Raw genomic sequence first — 15,279 nt, forward strand, 5'->3', positions numbered from 1 at the left:
GGCCAAGAAACGGCAAACGCGGCGCCCCCGCCCGGAAGGTTCCGGACGGGGGCGCCGTACTGCTGGGTCCCGGTTGCGGGGGGATCAGAGGCCGAGCTCGACCTCGAACTCGCCCGCCTCCAGGATCGCCTTGACCGCCGTCAGGTAGCGGGCCGCGTCGGCGCCGTCCACCAGGCGGTGGTCGTAGGAGAGGGTCAGGTAGGTCATGTCGCGGACGCCGATGACCGTGCCCTCCTCGGTCTCGATGACGGCCGGGCGCTTGACGGTGGCGCCGATGCCGAGGATCGCGACCTGACCCGGCGGCACGATGATCGTGTCGAACAGCGCGCCGCGCGAACCGGTGTTGCTGATGGTGAAGGTCGCGCCGGACAGCTCGTCCGGGGTGATCTTGCTGGCCCGGACCTTGCCCGCCAGGTCGGCGGTGGCCTTGGCGATACCGGCGATGTTGAGGTCACCGGCGTGCTTGATGACCGGGGTCATCAGGCCCTTCTCGGAGTCCACCGCGATACCGACGTTCTCGGTGTCGAAGTAGGAGATGGTCCCCTCGGCCTCGTTGATCTTGGCGTTGATGACCGGGTGGGCCTTCAGCGCCTGGGCGGCGGCCTTGACGAAGAACGGCATCGGGGAGAGCTTGACGCCCTCGCGCGCCGCGAACGAGTCCTTGGCCTGGGCGCGCAGGCGCATCAGGCGGGTCACGTCGACCTCGACCACCGAGGACAGCTGGGCCTGCTCGTGCAGCGCCTTGACCATGTTGTCGCCGATGACCTTGCGGATCCGCGGCATCTTCACGGTCTGGCCGCGCAGCGGGGAGACCTCCAGGACGGGGGCCTTCTTCGCCGGGGCGGCCGGAGCGGCGGCGGCCGGGGCGGCCGCGGCGGCGGCCTTCGCGGCCTCGGCCGCGGCGAGCACGTCCTGCTTGCGGATACGGCCGCCGACGCCGGTGCCCTTGACGGTGGACAGGTCGACGCCGTTCTCGGCGGCGAGCTTGCGCACCAGCGGGGTCACGTACGCGCCCTCGTCGGTCGGCTGGGCGGCGGCCGGAACGGCAGCCGGGGCCGGGGTGACCGGGGCGGGCGCGACCGGCGCGGGAGCCGGGGCAGCCGGCTGGACCGGAGCCGGAGCGGCGGGAGCCGGAGCCGCGGGGGCCGCAGGGGCCACGGGGGCCGGAGCCGGAGCGGCGGCCGGAGCCGGAGCCGCCGGAGCCGCGGCCGGAGCCGGGGCGGCACCGGGAGCGCCGATGACGGCGAGCTTGGCGCCGACCTCGGCGGTCTCGTCCTCACCGACGACGATCTCGAGCAGCACGCCGGAGACGGGCGCCGGGATCTCGGTGTCGACCTTGTCCGTGGAGACCTCGAGCAGCGGCTCGTCGGCCTCGACGGAGTCGCCGACCGACTTCAGCCAGCGGGTGACGGTGCCCTCGGTGACGGACTCACCGAGCGCGGGCAGGACCACGTCCGTGCCCGCAGCGCCACCGGCAGGGGCGGCGGGGGCGGCGGCGGGTGCCGGTGCGGCCGGGGCCTCGGCGACCGGGGCCGGGGCGGGCTCGGCGGCGGGGGCCGGAGCCTCGGCGGCAGCCGGGGCCGGGGCCGCGACGGGGGCGCCGGAGCCGTCGTCGATGACGGCCAGCTCGGCGCCGACCTCGACGGTCTCGTCCTCGGCGACCTTGATGGAGGCCAGCACGCCGGCGGCGGGGGAGGGGATCTCGGTGTCGACCTTGTCGGTCGAGACCTCGAGCAGCGGCTCGTCGGCCTCGACACGCTCGCCCTCGGCCTTCAGCCAGCGGGTGACAGTGCCCTCGGTGACGCTCTCGCCGAGCGCCGGAAGGGTTACGGAAACCGCCATGGTTTCGGTTGCTCCTAACGAATTACGGAAGTCTGTGTCGTCGCGCCGATGACGTGGGCGTCAGTCGTGGGAGTGCAGCGGCTTGCCGGCCAGGGCCAGGTGGGCCTCGCCGAGCGCCTCGTTCTGGGTCGGGTGGGCGTGGATGAGCTGGGCCACCTCGGCGGGCAGCGCCTCCCAGTTGTAGATCAGCTGGGCCTCGCCGACCTGCTCGCCCATGCGGTCGCCGACCATGTGGACACCGACCACGGCGCCGTCCTTGACCTGGACGAGCTTGATCTCGCCCGCGGTCTTCAGGATCTTGCTCTTGCCGTTGCCCGCCAGGTTGTACTTCAGGGCGACGACCTTGTCCGCGCCGTAGATCTCCTTGGCCTTGGCCTCGGAGATGCCGACGGAGGCGACCTCCGGGTGGCAGTACGTCACCCGCGGAACACCGTCGTAGTCGATCGGCACGGGCTTCAGACCGGCCAGACGCTCCGCCACCAGGATGCCCTCGGCGAACCCGACGTGCGCGAGCTGGAGGGTGGGGACCAGGTCGCCCACGGCGGAGATGGTCGGGACGTTGGTGCGCATGTACTCGTCGACGAGGACGTAGCCGCGGTCCATGGCGACCCCGGCCTCCTCGTAGCCCAGGCCCTGGGAGACCGGGCCGCGGCCGATGGCGACGAGCAGGACCTCGGCCTCGAACTCCTTGCCGTCGGCGAGGGTGACCTTGACACCGTCCTGGGTGTACTCGGCCTTCTGGAAGAAGGTGCCCAGGTTGAACTTGATCCCGCGCTTGCGGAAGGCGCGCTCCAGCAGCTTCGAGGAGTTCTCGTCCTCGACCGGGACGAGGTGCTTCAGGCCCTCGACGATCGTGACGTCGGCGCCGAAGGACTTCCAGGCGGAGGCGAACTCGACGCCGATGACACCGCCGCCCAGGATGATCGCGGACTTCGGCACGCGGTCGAGGACGAGGGCGTGGTCGGAGGAGATGATGCGGTTGCCGTCGATCTGCAGACCCGGCAGGGACTTCGGCACGGAACCGGTCGCCAGGAGGACGTGACGGCCCTGGATCCGCTGACCGTTGACGTCGACGGAGGTCGGGGAGGACAGCCGGCCCTCACCCTCGATGTAGGTCACCTTGCGGGACGCGATGAGTCCCTGGAGGCCCTTGTACAGGCCCGAGATGACGTCGTCCTTGTACTTGTGGACGGCGGGCACGTCGATGCCCTCGAAGCTGGCCTTCACACCGAACTGCTCGCTCTCGCGCGCCTGGTCGGCGATCTCGCCCGCGTGCAGCAGGGCCTTGGTGGGGATGCAACCCCGGTGCAGGCAGGTACCGCCGACCTTGTCCTTCTCGATCAGGGCGACGTCCAGGCCCAGCTGCGCCCCGCGCAGGGCCGCGGCGTAACCACCGCTGCCACCGCCGAGGATCACTAGGTCGAAAACGGTGCTGGCGTCGTTCGCCACGTCACGTCCTCCATGCATTGCGCCGTACGCCGGTCGTCGGTGACCGGCAGGCGGCTGGTGTCCGGCCGCTTGAGTTTCGGCCCTTCGGTGGGGGCCCTGTCCTGCCGACGCCCATCTTCGCACTTGTCGGGAGTGAACGAGACGCGGGGCTGGAGTGTGATACACCCCACGCCCGCGGCCCGCGGAAGGACCGCGGGCCGCGGGGCGGACTCAGCCGAGGTCGCCGGAGGCGGCCAGTTCGGCGAGACGCACGAGCGTGCGGACCGCCGACCCGGTGCCGCCCTTCGGCGTGTAGCCGAACGGGCCGCTCTCGTTGAAGGCCGGGCCCGCGATGTCGAGGTGCGCCCACGTGATGCCCTCGCCGACGAACTCGCGCAGGAACAGGCCGGCGACCAGGCCGCCGCCCATGCGCTCGCCCATGTTGGCGAGGTCGGCGGTCGGGGAGTCCATCCCCTTGAGCAGGTGCTCCGGCAGAGGCATGGGCCACGCCTCCTCGCCGACCTCCTCCGCGGCCTCGTGGATCGCGGAGCGGAACGCGTCGTCGTTCGCCATGATCCCGAAGGTGCGGCTGCCCAGCGCCAGCACCATCGCGCCGGTCAGCGTGGCCACGTCCACGATCGCGTCCGGCTTCTCCTGCGAGGCGGCCCACAGCGCGTCCGCGAGGACGAGCCGGCCCTCGGCGTCGGTGTTGAGCACCTCCACCGTCTTGCCGCTGAACATGCGCAGCACGTCGCCGGGGCGGGTGGCGGAGCCGGAGGGCATGTTCTCGGCCAGCGCCAGCCAGCCGGTCACGTTGACCTCGAGGCCGAGCCGGGCGGCGGCGACGACGGCGGCGAACACGGCGGCGGCACCGCTCATGTCGCACTTCATCGTCTCGTTGTGGCCGGCCGGCTTGAGCGAGATGCCGCCCGAGTCGTAGGTGATGCCCTTGCCGACCAGGGCCAGGTGCTTCTTCGCCTTGGGGCTGGTGTACGACAGCTTGACCAGACGCGGAGCCGCCGCCGAGCCGGAGCCGACGCCCAGGATGCCGCCGTAGCCGCCCTTGGCGAGCGCCTTCTCGTCGAGCACCTGCACCTTCAGGCCGTGCTCCTCGGCCGCGCCCTCGGCGACGGCGGCGAAGGCGGCCGGGTTCAGGTCGTTCGGCGGGGTGTTGATCAGGTCGCGGGCGCGGTTGAGCTCCTCGGCCAGGGCGGTGGCGCGCTTGACGGCCGCCTTGTGCGCCTCGTCGCCCGCGTTGGAGCCGAGCAGCACGGCCTCGCCGAGCGGCGCCTTGCCGTCGCGGGAGTCGGCGTCCTTGCCGTTCTCCTTGTAGACGTCGAAGGAGTACGCGCCGAGCAGCGCGCCCTCGCCGACCGCGGCGGTACCGGCGGCGTCCGCGACCGGCAGCGCGAAGCCGGCCGTCTTCGTCCCGGCGAGAGCGCGGGCGGCGGCACCGGCGGCCCGGCGCAGCGCCTCGGCCTCGTAGCCGGCGTCCTTCTCGGGGCGCGGGCCGAGGCCCACCGCGAGCACGAGCGGGGCCTTGAAACCGGACGGCGCGGGCAGCTTGGTCACCTCGCCCTCGGCACCGGAGGCGCCGAGGGTCCCCAGGACGTCGGCGAGCTTGCCGTCGTACGCCTCGTCGACGGACTCGGCGCCCGGAGCTACGACCAGGTCCCCGGACTTCGATCCGGAGTCCTTGGCGACACCGACCACGATCGCGTCGGCCCGCAGGCCGGGCGCCGCGGTGGTGCTGAGAGTGAGAGCAGTCACGGTGGTGAAATCTCGCTTCCCTGTGAAAGGTGGTTGGCCGAATTCGGGTGGGTCGACCGGGCCCGACCATAAGTCCTTCATACGGTGCGGTCTTCACCCGGGCAGGCAAACACCCGCCACGAGCCTACGCGCGTCACGGCGCCGGTCACTCCCGCGGGTGTTCACCCGGCGGCTGCGTCGCCGTCACGTCCCGGCTCCGCCACCGGCCGCAGGCACCGGCGCCGGTGGCCTCCGGCGCAGGCCCTGCCGGCCCGCCGGGCGCGCAACTGCCGTGCCCGGCAACCGAATCGGCGATGATCACCGGAGGCGCCTCCACACGGGACGGTACCGGCGGTGCCGACCCACGGCAGGGGCACGGCGGTCGGCCCGAAGAACGACCTGGACCAGATCCCGCACCGGGCCGCGGACTTCGGCTCCGCGGTCGACGAACAGCGCGCCCCGTACGGCGAATGCGCCCGGCCCAAGCCCTGCGTCGCGGCGGGTGGGCGGTGTTCCACGCCGGGTACGAACCGGGGGCGTGGCGCCGGACCCGCCGAGCCGCCGGGCTCAGCGCAGGGCCAGGACGACCAGCGCGGCGGTGGCGGCCGTCTCGGCGAGCGCGCCGAAGACGTCGCCCGTCACGCCGCCGAAGCGGCGGGTGCAGTGGCGCAGGAGGAGCTCGGCGGCGGTCAGGGCGGCGGCCACCGCCAGCGCCGTGAGCACACAGGCCCGGGCGCCGAAGAAGGCGCCCGCCGCCACGGCGCCCGCCGCGACCGCGAGCACCGCCCCGATCGCGCCCGGCACCGGGACCACCCCCGCGACCGCGGCCCCCAGCCCCTCCGGCCGGGCGGCCGGCACCCCGGTCCGGGCGGCCAGCGTCAGGGCCAGCCGGGCGACCGTCGCCGAGACGACGGCGGCGAGCGCGCCGCGGGCCCAGGAGCCGTCGTAGGCCCGGGTCAGCGCGGCCGCCTGGGCGAGCAGCACGAACACGAGCGTGATCACCCCGAAGGGGCCGATGTCCGACTGCTTCATGATCCGCAGGGCGTCCTCGGCGGGCTTGCCGCTGCCGAGTCCGTCCGCGGTGTCGGCGAGCCCGTCCAGGTGCAGACCGCGGGTCAGCGCGGCGGGCACGGCGACGCTGCCGACGGCGGCGAGCGGCGCGCCGGCGCCGGCGAGGAGCAGCAGCAGTCCCACGGCCGCGGCCGCCACCCCGACCACGAGTCCGGCGAGCGGCGCGCAGAGCATCCCCCCGCGTGCCGCCTCGCGATCCCAGCGGCTCACCCTGACCGGAAGGACGGTGAGGGTGCCGAAGGCGAACCGCGGCCCGTGCGGCGAGGGGAACCTGAACACCCGGGCAGACTACGGGACCTGCGCGGACCCCCCGGCGGGCGGGCGGGTGACCGGCGCAGGCGGCACACTGCGTACATGGGCCACTGGCTGGAGCGGAACATCGTCGAACCCGGCAAGCTGCCCCTGCTCCTCGCCCTGACCGCCTTCGTTCTCACCTTCGTGGTCACCCGGGTGATCACCCGCCTGATCCGCGCCGGGAAGGGCCCCTTCGGCAACGTCAAGGCGGGCGGGCTGCACATCCACCACGCCGTCCCCGGCGTCGTCCTCACCATCCTCGGCGGTTTCGGCGTGGTGGCCAGCGGCGGCCGGCACGCCGCCGCCACGGCGGTCTTCGCGGTCGTCTTCGGTGTCGGCGCGGGCCTCGTGCTGGACGAGTTCGCGCTGATCCTGCACCTGGACGACGTCTACTGGACCGAGTCGGGCCGCAAGAGCGTCGAGGTCGTGGTGATCACCGCGGCGCTGGTCGGCCTCGTCCTCGCCGGTTTCTCCCCGTTCGGCGTCAACAACCTGTCCCAGGCCGAGCTGGAGGACCGCGGGGCGGTCATCACGAGCGTGGTGGTGAACTTCCTCTTCTCCCTGGTCGCCCTGAGCAAGGGCAAGGGCCGTATCGCCCTGTTCGGCGTGATCATTCCGTTCATCGCGCTGGTCGGCGCGATCCGCCTGGCCCGCCCCGACTCCTACTGGGACCGGCGTTTCTACCACCGCCGCCCGCGCGCCCGGGCCCGGGCCGGCCGGCGCGCCCGCCGGCACGACCGCCGCTGGTCCCGCCCCCGCCGGGCCTTCCAGGACTGGATCGGCGGCAAACCGGACCAGCAGCGGCCGGCCCGCCTGCCCGGGCGCAGATGACGCCGCGGCGCGCGGCACCCGGCGCCGGGCCGCCGACAGCGCGCACAGCAGCAGTACCCCGGCGATCGCCGCCAGGTGCTCCTTGCCGGCCAGGTTCTGTTTCAGTGCGACCTCCAGCGCCATGGCCGCGGTCACCGCGCCCGCCGTGACGTACGCCCCGTAGCGCCAGCCGGCGTAGACCGCGAGGCCCACCACGGCCGCCGACGGGCCGGTGTCCACCACGTGCGCGTCCGTCGTGGGCAGGCCGAGCGGGCGGTGCGGGCCCAGGGCGACGCCCAGGCGCGCGTACAGGGTCCCGGAGAGGGTGGCGACACACGCGACGGCGAGGGTCCGCGGCCGGCCCAGGCAGATCTCGGCGACGCCGAACACGCACAGGACCTGCGCCAGCGCGCCCCACACCGGCAGGTCCAGCGCCGGCACGAACAGCGACAGGGGAGTGTGCAGCAGCGCGCGCCACAGCGGCTCCTCGGCCCGTACGGCCCCGAGCTGCTGCACCGGGCCGTAGCCCCAGGACTGGTTCTGCACCAGCTGGAGCACCGCCGTCAGGGCCACCGCCCCGACGGTCATCGGGACGGCCCGCAGGCGCCGCTTCAGCAGCGGCTCGCGCACGGTGGCGTACAGCAGCCCCCATTCGGCGCGGGCCCAGCGGGCGAGTGCGCTCATCCGTGCGTCTCCCGGTGTCTTCGGTGCAGCCACTTCGGCGGCCCCGGCGCCTCCAGGAACCCCTCCGCGCGCGCCGCCGCGAGGCCGATGCGCAGCAGGTCCGCGCTCTTCTCGAAGAGCAGGAACCGCGGTTCCCAGATGGGCCGGTACTTGGCGTTCGCGCGGTACAACGACTCGATCTGCCACCAGCGGGAGAACAGCCCGAGCAGTGACCGCCACAGCCGCAGCACCGGTCCCGCGCCAAGACGCGCCCCCCTTTCGAAGACGGAGCGGAACACGGCGAAGTTGAGCGAGACCTGGGTGACCCCGATCTGCCGGGCCCGGCGCAGCAGGTCGAGCACCATGAACTCCATGAGCCCGTTGCCGGCGTGCCGGTCGCGGCGCATCACGTCCAGGGACAGCCCGTGCGGCCCCCAGGGCACGAACGACAGCAGGGCCCTGAGCTCGCCGCGGTCGTCATGGCACTCCAGCATCACGCACCGCCCGTCCCGCGGGTCGCCGAGCCGGCCAAGGGCCATGCTGAAGCCGCGCTCGGTGGGGCCGTCCCGCCAGTCGTCCGCCCGGTCGACCAGGTACGCCATCTCGTGTGCGGGGATGTCCTCGTGCCGCCGGACGCGCACGGTGTACCCGGCGCGCGCGACCCGGTTGTAGGCCTGCCGCACGGTCCGCATGGCCCGCCCCTCCAGGGTGAAGCCGCCCACCTCGACCACGGCCTCGTCGCCCAGTTCCAGGGCGTCCAGGCCGTGCCGCGCGTACACCGTGCCGGCCTCCTCGCTCGCGCCCATCACGGCGGGGATCCAGCCGTGCGCCCGTGCCTCGGCCAGCCATCCCCCGATGGCGCCGGGCCAGGCCTCCGGGTCGCCGAGCGGGTCCCCGGAGGCCAGGGACACCCCGCCCAGGACGCGGTAGGCGACGGCGGCCTTGCCGGTGGGCGACCAGATCACGCTCTTGTCCCGGCGCAGCGCGAAGTAGCCGAGCGAGTCGCGCTCGCCGTGTCGGGCCAGCAGCTCCCGCAGCCGTCCCTCGTCGTCGGCGGTGAGCGGGTCGACGGCGCGGCGGGAGCGGAAGGCGGCGTACAGGACGGCGAGGACCAGGGCCGTGGACAGGACGTTGATCGACACGTTCACCCAGCTCGGGGTGTCGATGCCGGGGAAGCGGGATGCGGAGGCGTCGACCGAGACGAGCCGCAGCGTGCCGTAGCGCCAGCGCTCCGGGTACGTCGAACGGGCCGCGTCCGGGGCCTGGTTGGTGACCGTCACCAGCAGCGTGGCGAGCAGCGAGGAGACCAGCAGCCCGCCGAGGCCGACGGCGGCGGCGAGCCGCGGGTTGGCGCGGTCGCCCTTGGCGTAGAACTCGCGGCGGCCGAGCAGCAGCGCGGCGACGAAGGCGGCGGTGAGGACCAGGGAGATCCAGTTCTGCGCGAAGTGGCGGATCTCCGGGAAGGTCATGGTGAACGCGAACAGCGCGAGGAACGGCCCGGACAGCGCCAGGTTCAGGATCCAGGCGGCCCGTTTGCGCCGCCGCATGGTGATGGCCAGGAAGGCGGCGAACACGCCGGAGGCGAAGCCTGCGGTCAGCAGGTACGGCGTGAAGAGGTCCTCCCGGTTGTGCCGCCGCACGTCCTGCTCCAGGGAGACCCAGACCGCGCTGAGGAAGTTGACGAACGCGACCGCCCGCAGGTACCAGACGGCGGACGCGGCCGCCCGCCGCGAGACCCCGCCGCCCGGCCGCCCCGCCTCGGCCACGCGAACCGGGGCCCGCTCCTCACGCACGGCAATTCGGGCATCTCCCATGAACAGTGATCATATGGGCGCTACCTCGACGGGCGTCCCTTTTCACCCGCCGTCCGTGCGCGACGCCGCCGACGCCGGACGGCTTGCGGGGTCCGCGGTGCCAGTAGGCGCCGTCGCGTTCGCCGTGGCGTGCGGGCGGCGGGACGCGCGGCCGGGCGGGGGCGAGGGTGCGGCTGCCGGGCCGGGCCCGTGCGGCTCGGGTGGGGTCGCCGGTGCCCGGTCGGGACCGGGTGGCTACTTCTCGGCTGGCTTCTCCTCGGCCGTCCCGTCTTCGGGCGCCTCTTCCCCGGTCGGCCTCTCTGTGGTCGTTTGGTTCCCGGTCGTCCGGTCCTTGGTCGCGTCGTCCTCGGTCGCTTCGGGCTCGGGCGTCCCGGGCTCCCGAGCGTCCGGGGTCTCCGGGCGCTCGGGCAGCTCCGCGGCCAGTGCGGCGGCGCTCTGGACCAGGGGCAGCGCCAGCAGGGCCCCCGCCCCCTCGCCGACCCGGACCCCGTGGTCCACGAGCGGCTCCAGCGCCATCCGGTCCAGGGCCTTGGCCTGGCCCGGCTCGCCGCTGTGGTGACCGGCCAGCCACCAGTCCGGCGCCCGGAACGCCACCCGCTGCCCCACCAGCGCGCACGCAGCCGACACCACGCCGTCCAGGATCACCGGCAGCTTCCGCACCGCGCACTGCAACAGGAACCCCGTCATCGCGGCGAGGTCGGCCCCGCCCACCGTGGCCAGCAGCTGCAACTGGTCCCCGAGGACGGGCCGGGCCCGGCGCAGTGCGTCCCGGATCGCCGCGCACTTGCGCATCCACGCCAGGTCGTCGATCGGCTCGCCGCCGCGCCCGGTCACCACCGACGCGTCCGTCCCGCACAGCGCGGCGATCAGCACGGCGGCCGGCGTGGTCCCGCCGACGCTGATGTCGCCCAGCACCACCAGGTCCGTACCGGAGTCGGCCTCCTCGTCGGCCACCGCCACGCCGGCCCGGAAGGCGGCCTCCGCCTCCTCGAGGGTCAGCGCGTCCTCGATGTCGACGCGCCCGCTGCCGCGCCGCACCCGGTGCCGCACGACGTCCCCGGGCAGCGACTCGGGCGCGCAGTCCAGCGCCATGTCGACCACCCGTACCGGCACGCCGAGCCGCCGGGCCAGCACGGACACCGGCCGGCCGCCCTCCAGCACCGCCCGTACCAGCTGCTCGGCGCTGCCCGCGGGGCGCACCGACACATCCAGTTCCGCGACCCCGTGGTCGCCGGCGAACAGCACCGCCTTCGGCCGTTCGACCGGCCGCACCGGTACGGCGGACTGGGCCGCGGCCAGCCACTCACCCAGGTCGTCCAGGCGGCCCAGCACACCGGGCGGCACGACCTGACGCTCCCGGCGCACCTCGGCGTCACGGCGCAGTCCGCCGTCCGGGCGCTCGATCAGATCGGTGAAGTCGTCGAGATTCAGCGCGCTCATTCGCCGAACAGTACCGGCCCCGACCCCAGCGGGCCGCGCCACATCGCCACCACACCCGTACGGCGTCTTTCCGGCCAAGATCCGGATCCCATACGTTCCCTTTGCAGTGACTTGTTCTCGCAGTGACCACCGGGAGCCGCCCATGCCGCCCCTGCCGTACGCTCCGGGGTTCTACGACCCCCGCCGCCTCGCGTACGCCGCCGAACTCGCCCAGGGCACCGGCCGTTTCCAGGAGCCGCCCCGCGCCGACTGCCCGTGGTGCGGCTCCGGGCGGCTGCGTACCCGGCTGCGCGCGCCGGACCTGCTCCAGCACAAGCCGGGCACGTTCGCGGTCGACGAGTGCCTGGACTGCGGCCACGCCTTCCAGAACCCCCGGCTCACGGCGGCCGGACTCGCCTTCTACCACCGGGACTTCGACGAGGACGCTCCGGGAGGCCTCGCGGACCCCACGCTCGCGGCCCGCCGCGCCCGCCGCCGGCACCGGTCCGACGCGCGCCGGATGAGCGCCGTGGGGGAGCCGGAGAGCTGGCTGGACGTCGGCACGGGCCACGGCCACTTCCCCGGGGCGGCGCAGGAGGTGTTCCCCTACACCGCCTTCGACGGCCTGGACCCCACCCAGCGCGTGGAGCGGGCCCGTGAGCAGGGGCGGGTCGAGGAGGCCCACGTCGGCCACCTGGCCGACCCGCACATCGCCGAGCGGCTGCGAGCGCGCTACGACGTGGTCAGCATCTTCCACCACCTGGCCCATGTGCCGGACCCCCGCGCGGAGTTGCGGGGCGCCCTCACCGTGCTGCGCCCCGGCGGGCACCTGCTGATCGAACTGCCCGACCCGCAGTGCGTGCCCGCCCGGCTGCTGGGCAGATGGTGGCTGCCGCACGGCCAGCCGCGCCATCTGCACCTGCTGCCGCCGGCCAACCTCCGCGCGGAACTGGAGTCGCAGGGCTGCACCGTCCTCGTCACCGACCGCCGCGCCCCGCACACGCCGAACGACCTGGCGGCGGCCACCGTCCTGGTCCTCGCTCATGCGCTGCCCGCCGCCGACGCCCCCTGGCACGACGACCCGCCGACCGGTCTCCAGCACACCCTGCGCACGGCCCTGACCGCCCTCGCCGCCCCCCTGGTGGACGCGGCGGCACTCCTGGACCTCCTCCTCTCGCCCCTCCTCCGCCACATCCCCGGCCTCTCCAACACCTACCGGGTCGTCGCCCGAGGCCCCCTGCCCTGACCCGTCCGCCACGGCACCCGCCACCGGTCTCGGCCGCGGCGCACGGCGGCGTACGGCGGCGCACCCGGACGGTGCCGGACCCGCACGCCTCCACCCGGTCAGCCGCGCAGCACCAGCGCCTGACCGGCAACGATCAGCAGGACCTGTTCGCACTCCGCGGCGAACGCGGCGTTCAGACGGCCGAGTTCGTCCCGGTAGCGGCGGCCTGAGGCGGTGGCGGGGACGATGCCCGAGCCGACCTCGTTGGAGACCGCCACCACGGTGCGCCGGGTGGCGCGCAGGGCCTCGGTCAGGGCCGTCACCCGTTTGCGCAGGGCGCGTTCGCCACCGCCCGCCCACTCGGCGTCGTCCCAGGCGCGCACGGAGTCCATCGCGTCCGTCAGCCACAGCGACAGGCAGTCGACGAGCAGCGGTGGGCCGTCCTGCGCCAGCAGCGGCACCAGGTCGCACGTCTCGGTCGTGCGCCACGAGCCCGGCCGCCGCTCCCGGTGCGCGGCCACCCGGGCCGCCCACTCGGTGTCCCCGCCGCGGGTGCCGCCGGTGGCCACGTACAGCACGCCGGGAAAGGCCTCCAGGCGTCGCTCGGCCTCCACCGACTTGCCCGACCGTGCCCCGCCGAGCACGAGCGTGCGCCGGGGCACGCTCGGTACATCCGGTTCATTCACGTGTGCCCCGACCGTCAGTGTCGTACCGTCCGGCACGGCCCGCGCCCCCGCGGCCGCGAGCCGCCGGCGCAGCTCCGGACCCGGGGGCACGTCGTGGTCGAGGTGGACCGCGACGACGTCCGTGGTCGGCCCCACCGCCCCGACCGCCCGCAGCCTGGCCAGCGCGTCGGGTCGCCCCACCACGTCCGACAGGACCAGGTCGTACGTCCGCGTGGAGCCCTCCTCCAGACCGGCCGGCGCGCCGCCCGGCGGCAGGTACAGCAGCCGCTGCCCGTCCGGGCCGGTCACCGCGTACCCGGTGCCGGGGGCGTCCAGCGCCACCGCCCGCACCCGGTGCCCCGTCGGCAGCGTCAGCTCCCGCCCGTCCGGCACCCGCCCCGGCTGCGGCAGCCCGGCCGGCACCTCGACCGCGGGACCGTCGTGCGGGTGCGACAGCAGCACGTGCCCCACGCCGCCCAGCGACTGCCCCGCCCGCGCCGCCGCGAACGCCGCGCCGGGGGTCAGGTCCAGCAGCAGCGCCCCGTCCACGAGCAGCGCGGTCGCCGCCCGCGCGTCCGCGCCGAACGCGGTCGCGCAGGCCGCGCAGGGACAGTCGGGGCGGGGCAGTCCCGCGGGGGCACCGGTGCCGAGCAGAGTCACGTCCACGGACCCGATTTTCGCCTGCCGCCGCGGGGCCCGCGCATCCGGCCGGGGTCTGTCCGGCGGATCGGGGGAGCGGAACACCGCCGCCCGCGCCCGGGGCATGATCCACCACACGGGCGGGAAGGTCACGAGAGGCCCTAGGCTGCGGGCGGGAGGCCGGACAGGATCCGGCCCGCGCTGTGCAGTGTGCTCACACCAGGGAGGCGTACATGGCGGCATGGACGTGGCGGTTCGAGACGACCGACGGGACGGAGGTCCAGCCCGCGGTGCAGCCCGAGGAGTTCACCACGCAGGGCGACGCCGAGTCCTGGATCGGCGAGAACTGGAAGGACCTGCTCGACGGCGGCGCGGACCAGGTGCGGCTGTTCGAGGACGCCAAGGAGATCTACGGCCCGATGAGCCTGCACGGGGACGAGGCCCCGGCGTAGGGCCTGTCGCGAGGGCCCCGGCGTAGGGCCTGTTGCGAGGCAGGCCCTGGGCGGACCGGGCGGCATTCGGTGGCCGCCCGCCCCCGGCTCACTGCTCGCCCAGCGTCACGTCCACCGTCTTCTCGCTGCCGTCACGCGAGTACGTCACCGTCGTCCGCTGTCCCGGCCGGTCGGCGGCGAGGACCTCCGACAGCGAGGTGATCGTGGTGATGTCCTTGCCGCCCACCTTGGTGATGATGTCCCCGGGGCGGATCCCCGCCCGTGCCGCGGCCCCGCCGTCCTTCACGACCACCACCGCGACCCCGGCGGGCTCGTAGTCCGGGCCGACGACGGTGCGCCCGGTGATGCCGAGCGCGGCCCGGCCGGAGTTCACGACCCTGCCGTACCGCACGATCTGGCCGGCGATCGTCTTCACCGTCGACGCCGGGATCGCGAAGCCGATGCCTGGCGCGGCGCTGCCGCCGAGCTGGGGGTCGGCGGCGGCGAGTGTCGGGATGCCGATGACCTGGCCGTTCAGGTTCACCAGCGCGCCCCCGCTGTTGCCCGGGTTGATCGCGGCCGACGTCTGCACCATCCCGGCGATCGTGGCCCCCGTGCCGCCGCCCTCCTGCCCCTCGCTGACGGTGCGTCCGGTCGCCGACACGATCCCCTGGGTCACGCTGGACGACAGCCCCAGCGGCGAGCCCATGGCCAGGACGATCTGCCCGACCTCCACCTTCCCCGATTCGCCGAAGGTGGCCGCCTTCAGCCCGTGCGGCACCTTGTCCAGCTTGACCACGGCGAGGTCCTGGTCCGGGTAGGTGGAGACCAGCGTGGCGGTGAGCGACGCCTCGCTGTTCGCCGTGGTCACCTGGAACCTCTTCCCGGTCCCGACGACGTGCGCGTTGGTGACGACGTGCCCCTTGTCGTCGTACACGACCCCGGACCCCAGCTGGTCGCCGGACTGGATCTGCACGACCGACGGCAGAGCCTCCTTGATCACCCGCATGAAGGCGGTCTGAAGATCGTTCGCCGAGGTCGCGGCGGCCGGCTGCCGCGCCCCGGCCGGGTCCGGCGACCCGGGGGCCGTCGCCTGCGGGTCGGCCGCGCCGTCGCACCCGGACAGCAGCGCGGCGCAGCAGACGAGGGCGGCGAGCAGGGCGATCGGCCGCGGACCACGGGCGAGGGCACGCGCGGGGAAGACATCCATGCCCCGAGTCTCGCCGCAC

The 15,279-nt window shown here is 74.3% G+C and carries 11 protein-coding genes and 1 pseudogene; 3 read left to right on the top strand and 9 right to left on the bottom strand.

The window, feature by feature from the left end; all coding sequences use genetic code 11:
* Positions 1-84: 84 nt before the first annotated feature.
* The 4 genes from sucB to ACIHCX_RS02250 form a co-directional block, all read right to left on the bottom strand.
* The gene (sucB, locus tag ACIHCX_RS02235) at positions 85-1,842 is read right to left on the bottom strand and encodes a 2-oxoglutarate dehydrogenase, E2 component, dihydrolipoamide succinyltransferase (RefSeq protein ID WP_400025745.1); all 1,758 of its coding nucleotides are present in this window, start codon (positions 1,840-1,842) and stop codon (positions 85-87) included.
* 60 nt (positions 1,843-1,902) lie between these two features.
* Positions 1,903-3,291: a dihydrolipoyl dehydrogenase gene (gene lpdA / locus ACIHCX_RS02240; protein WP_400025746.1), complete on the bottom strand. Its 1,389-nt coding sequence runs from the start codon at positions 3,289-3,291 to the stop codon at positions 1,903-1,905.
* A gap of 210 nt (positions 3,292-3,501) precedes the next feature.
* Positions 3,502-5,040: a leucyl aminopeptidase gene (locus ACIHCX_RS02245; RefSeq protein WP_400025748.1), complete on the bottom strand. Its 1,539-nt coding sequence runs from the start codon at positions 5,038-5,040 to the stop codon at positions 3,502-3,504.
* Positions 5,041-5,586: 546 nt separating this feature from the next.
* Positions 5,587-6,369 carry an adenosylcobinamide-GDP ribazoletransferase gene (locus ACIHCX_RS02250; protein ID WP_400025749.1) on the bottom strand — a complete coding sequence of 261 codons (783 nt, stop codon included), beginning with the start codon at positions 6,367-6,369 and terminating at the stop codon, positions 5,587-5,589.
* A gap of 75 nt (positions 6,370-6,444) precedes the next feature.
* Here ACIHCX_RS02250 and ACIHCX_RS02255 point away from each other — a divergent pair, with 75 nt between their 5' ends.
* Positions 6,445-7,215, top strand: a complete 771-nt coding sequence (locus ACIHCX_RS02255; protein ID WP_400025751.1) for a hypothetical protein — start codon at positions 6,445-6,447, stop codon at positions 7,213-7,215.
* Here ACIHCX_RS02255 and ACIHCX_RS02260 read toward each other — a convergent pair.
* From ACIHCX_RS02260 to cobT, 3 genes and pseudogenes are all read right to left on the bottom strand, one after another.
* Positions 7,210-7,878, bottom strand: a pseudogene (locus tag ACIHCX_RS02260) (hypothetical protein); the annotation flags it as partial. The gene ACIHCX_RS02255 and the pseudogene ACIHCX_RS02260 sit on opposite strands and share 6 nt — an antisense overlap.
* On the bottom strand, positions 7,875-9,671 hold the full coding sequence (locus ACIHCX_RS02265) for a phosphatidylglycerol lysyltransferase domain-containing protein (RefSeq protein ID WP_400025753.1): 1,797 nt from the start codon (positions 9,669-9,671) through the stop codon (positions 7,875-7,877). The pseudogene ACIHCX_RS02260 and the gene ACIHCX_RS02265, both read right to left, overlap by 4 nt.
* 234 nt (positions 9,672-9,905) lie before the next feature.
* A complete protein-coding gene (gene cobT, locus ACIHCX_RS02270) occupies positions 9,906-11,111 on the bottom strand; it encodes a nicotinate-nucleotide--dimethylbenzimidazole phosphoribosyltransferase (protein ID WP_400025755.1) in 1,206 nt (401 codons plus the stop codon).
* Positions 11,112-11,253: 142 nt separating this feature from the next.
* Here cobT and ACIHCX_RS02275 point away from each other — a divergent pair, with 142 nt between their 5' ends.
* The gene (locus tag ACIHCX_RS02275) at positions 11,254-12,336 is read left to right on the top strand and encodes a class I SAM-dependent methyltransferase (protein WP_400025756.1); all 1,083 of its coding nucleotides are present in this window, start codon (positions 11,254-11,256) and stop codon (positions 12,334-12,336) included.
* A 98-nt stretch (positions 12,337-12,434) separates the two neighbouring features.
* Here ACIHCX_RS02275 and ACIHCX_RS02280 read toward each other — a convergent pair whose 3' ends face one another.
* Positions 12,435-13,646, bottom strand: a complete 1,212-nt coding sequence (locus tag ACIHCX_RS02280; RefSeq protein ID WP_400025758.1) for a bifunctional adenosylcobinamide kinase/adenosylcobinamide-phosphate guanylyltransferase — start codon at positions 13,644-13,646, stop codon at positions 12,435-12,437.
* A gap of 206 nt (positions 13,647-13,852) precedes the next feature.
* Between ACIHCX_RS02280 and ACIHCX_RS02285 the strand changes: the two genes are divergently transcribed.
* Positions 13,853-14,071, top strand: coding sequence for a hypothetical protein (locus ACIHCX_RS02285; protein WP_400025759.1), 219 nt, complete (start codon positions 13,853-13,855; stop codon positions 14,069-14,071).
* Positions 14,072-14,159: 88 nt separating this feature from the next.
* Here ACIHCX_RS02285 and ACIHCX_RS02290 read toward each other — a convergent pair whose 3' ends face one another.
* Positions 14,160-15,260: a S1C family serine protease gene (locus ACIHCX_RS02290; RefSeq protein ID WP_400025761.1), complete on the bottom strand. Its 1,101-nt coding sequence runs from the start codon at positions 15,258-15,260 to the stop codon at positions 14,160-14,162.
* Between the last annotated feature and the right edge of the window lie 19 nt (positions 15,261-15,279).

This window comes from Streptomyces sp. NPDC052043 (assembly GCF_044548235.1).
In the GTDB taxonomy this organism is placed as follows: domain Bacteria; phylum Actinomycetota; class Actinomycetes; order Streptomycetales; family Streptomycetaceae; genus Streptomyces.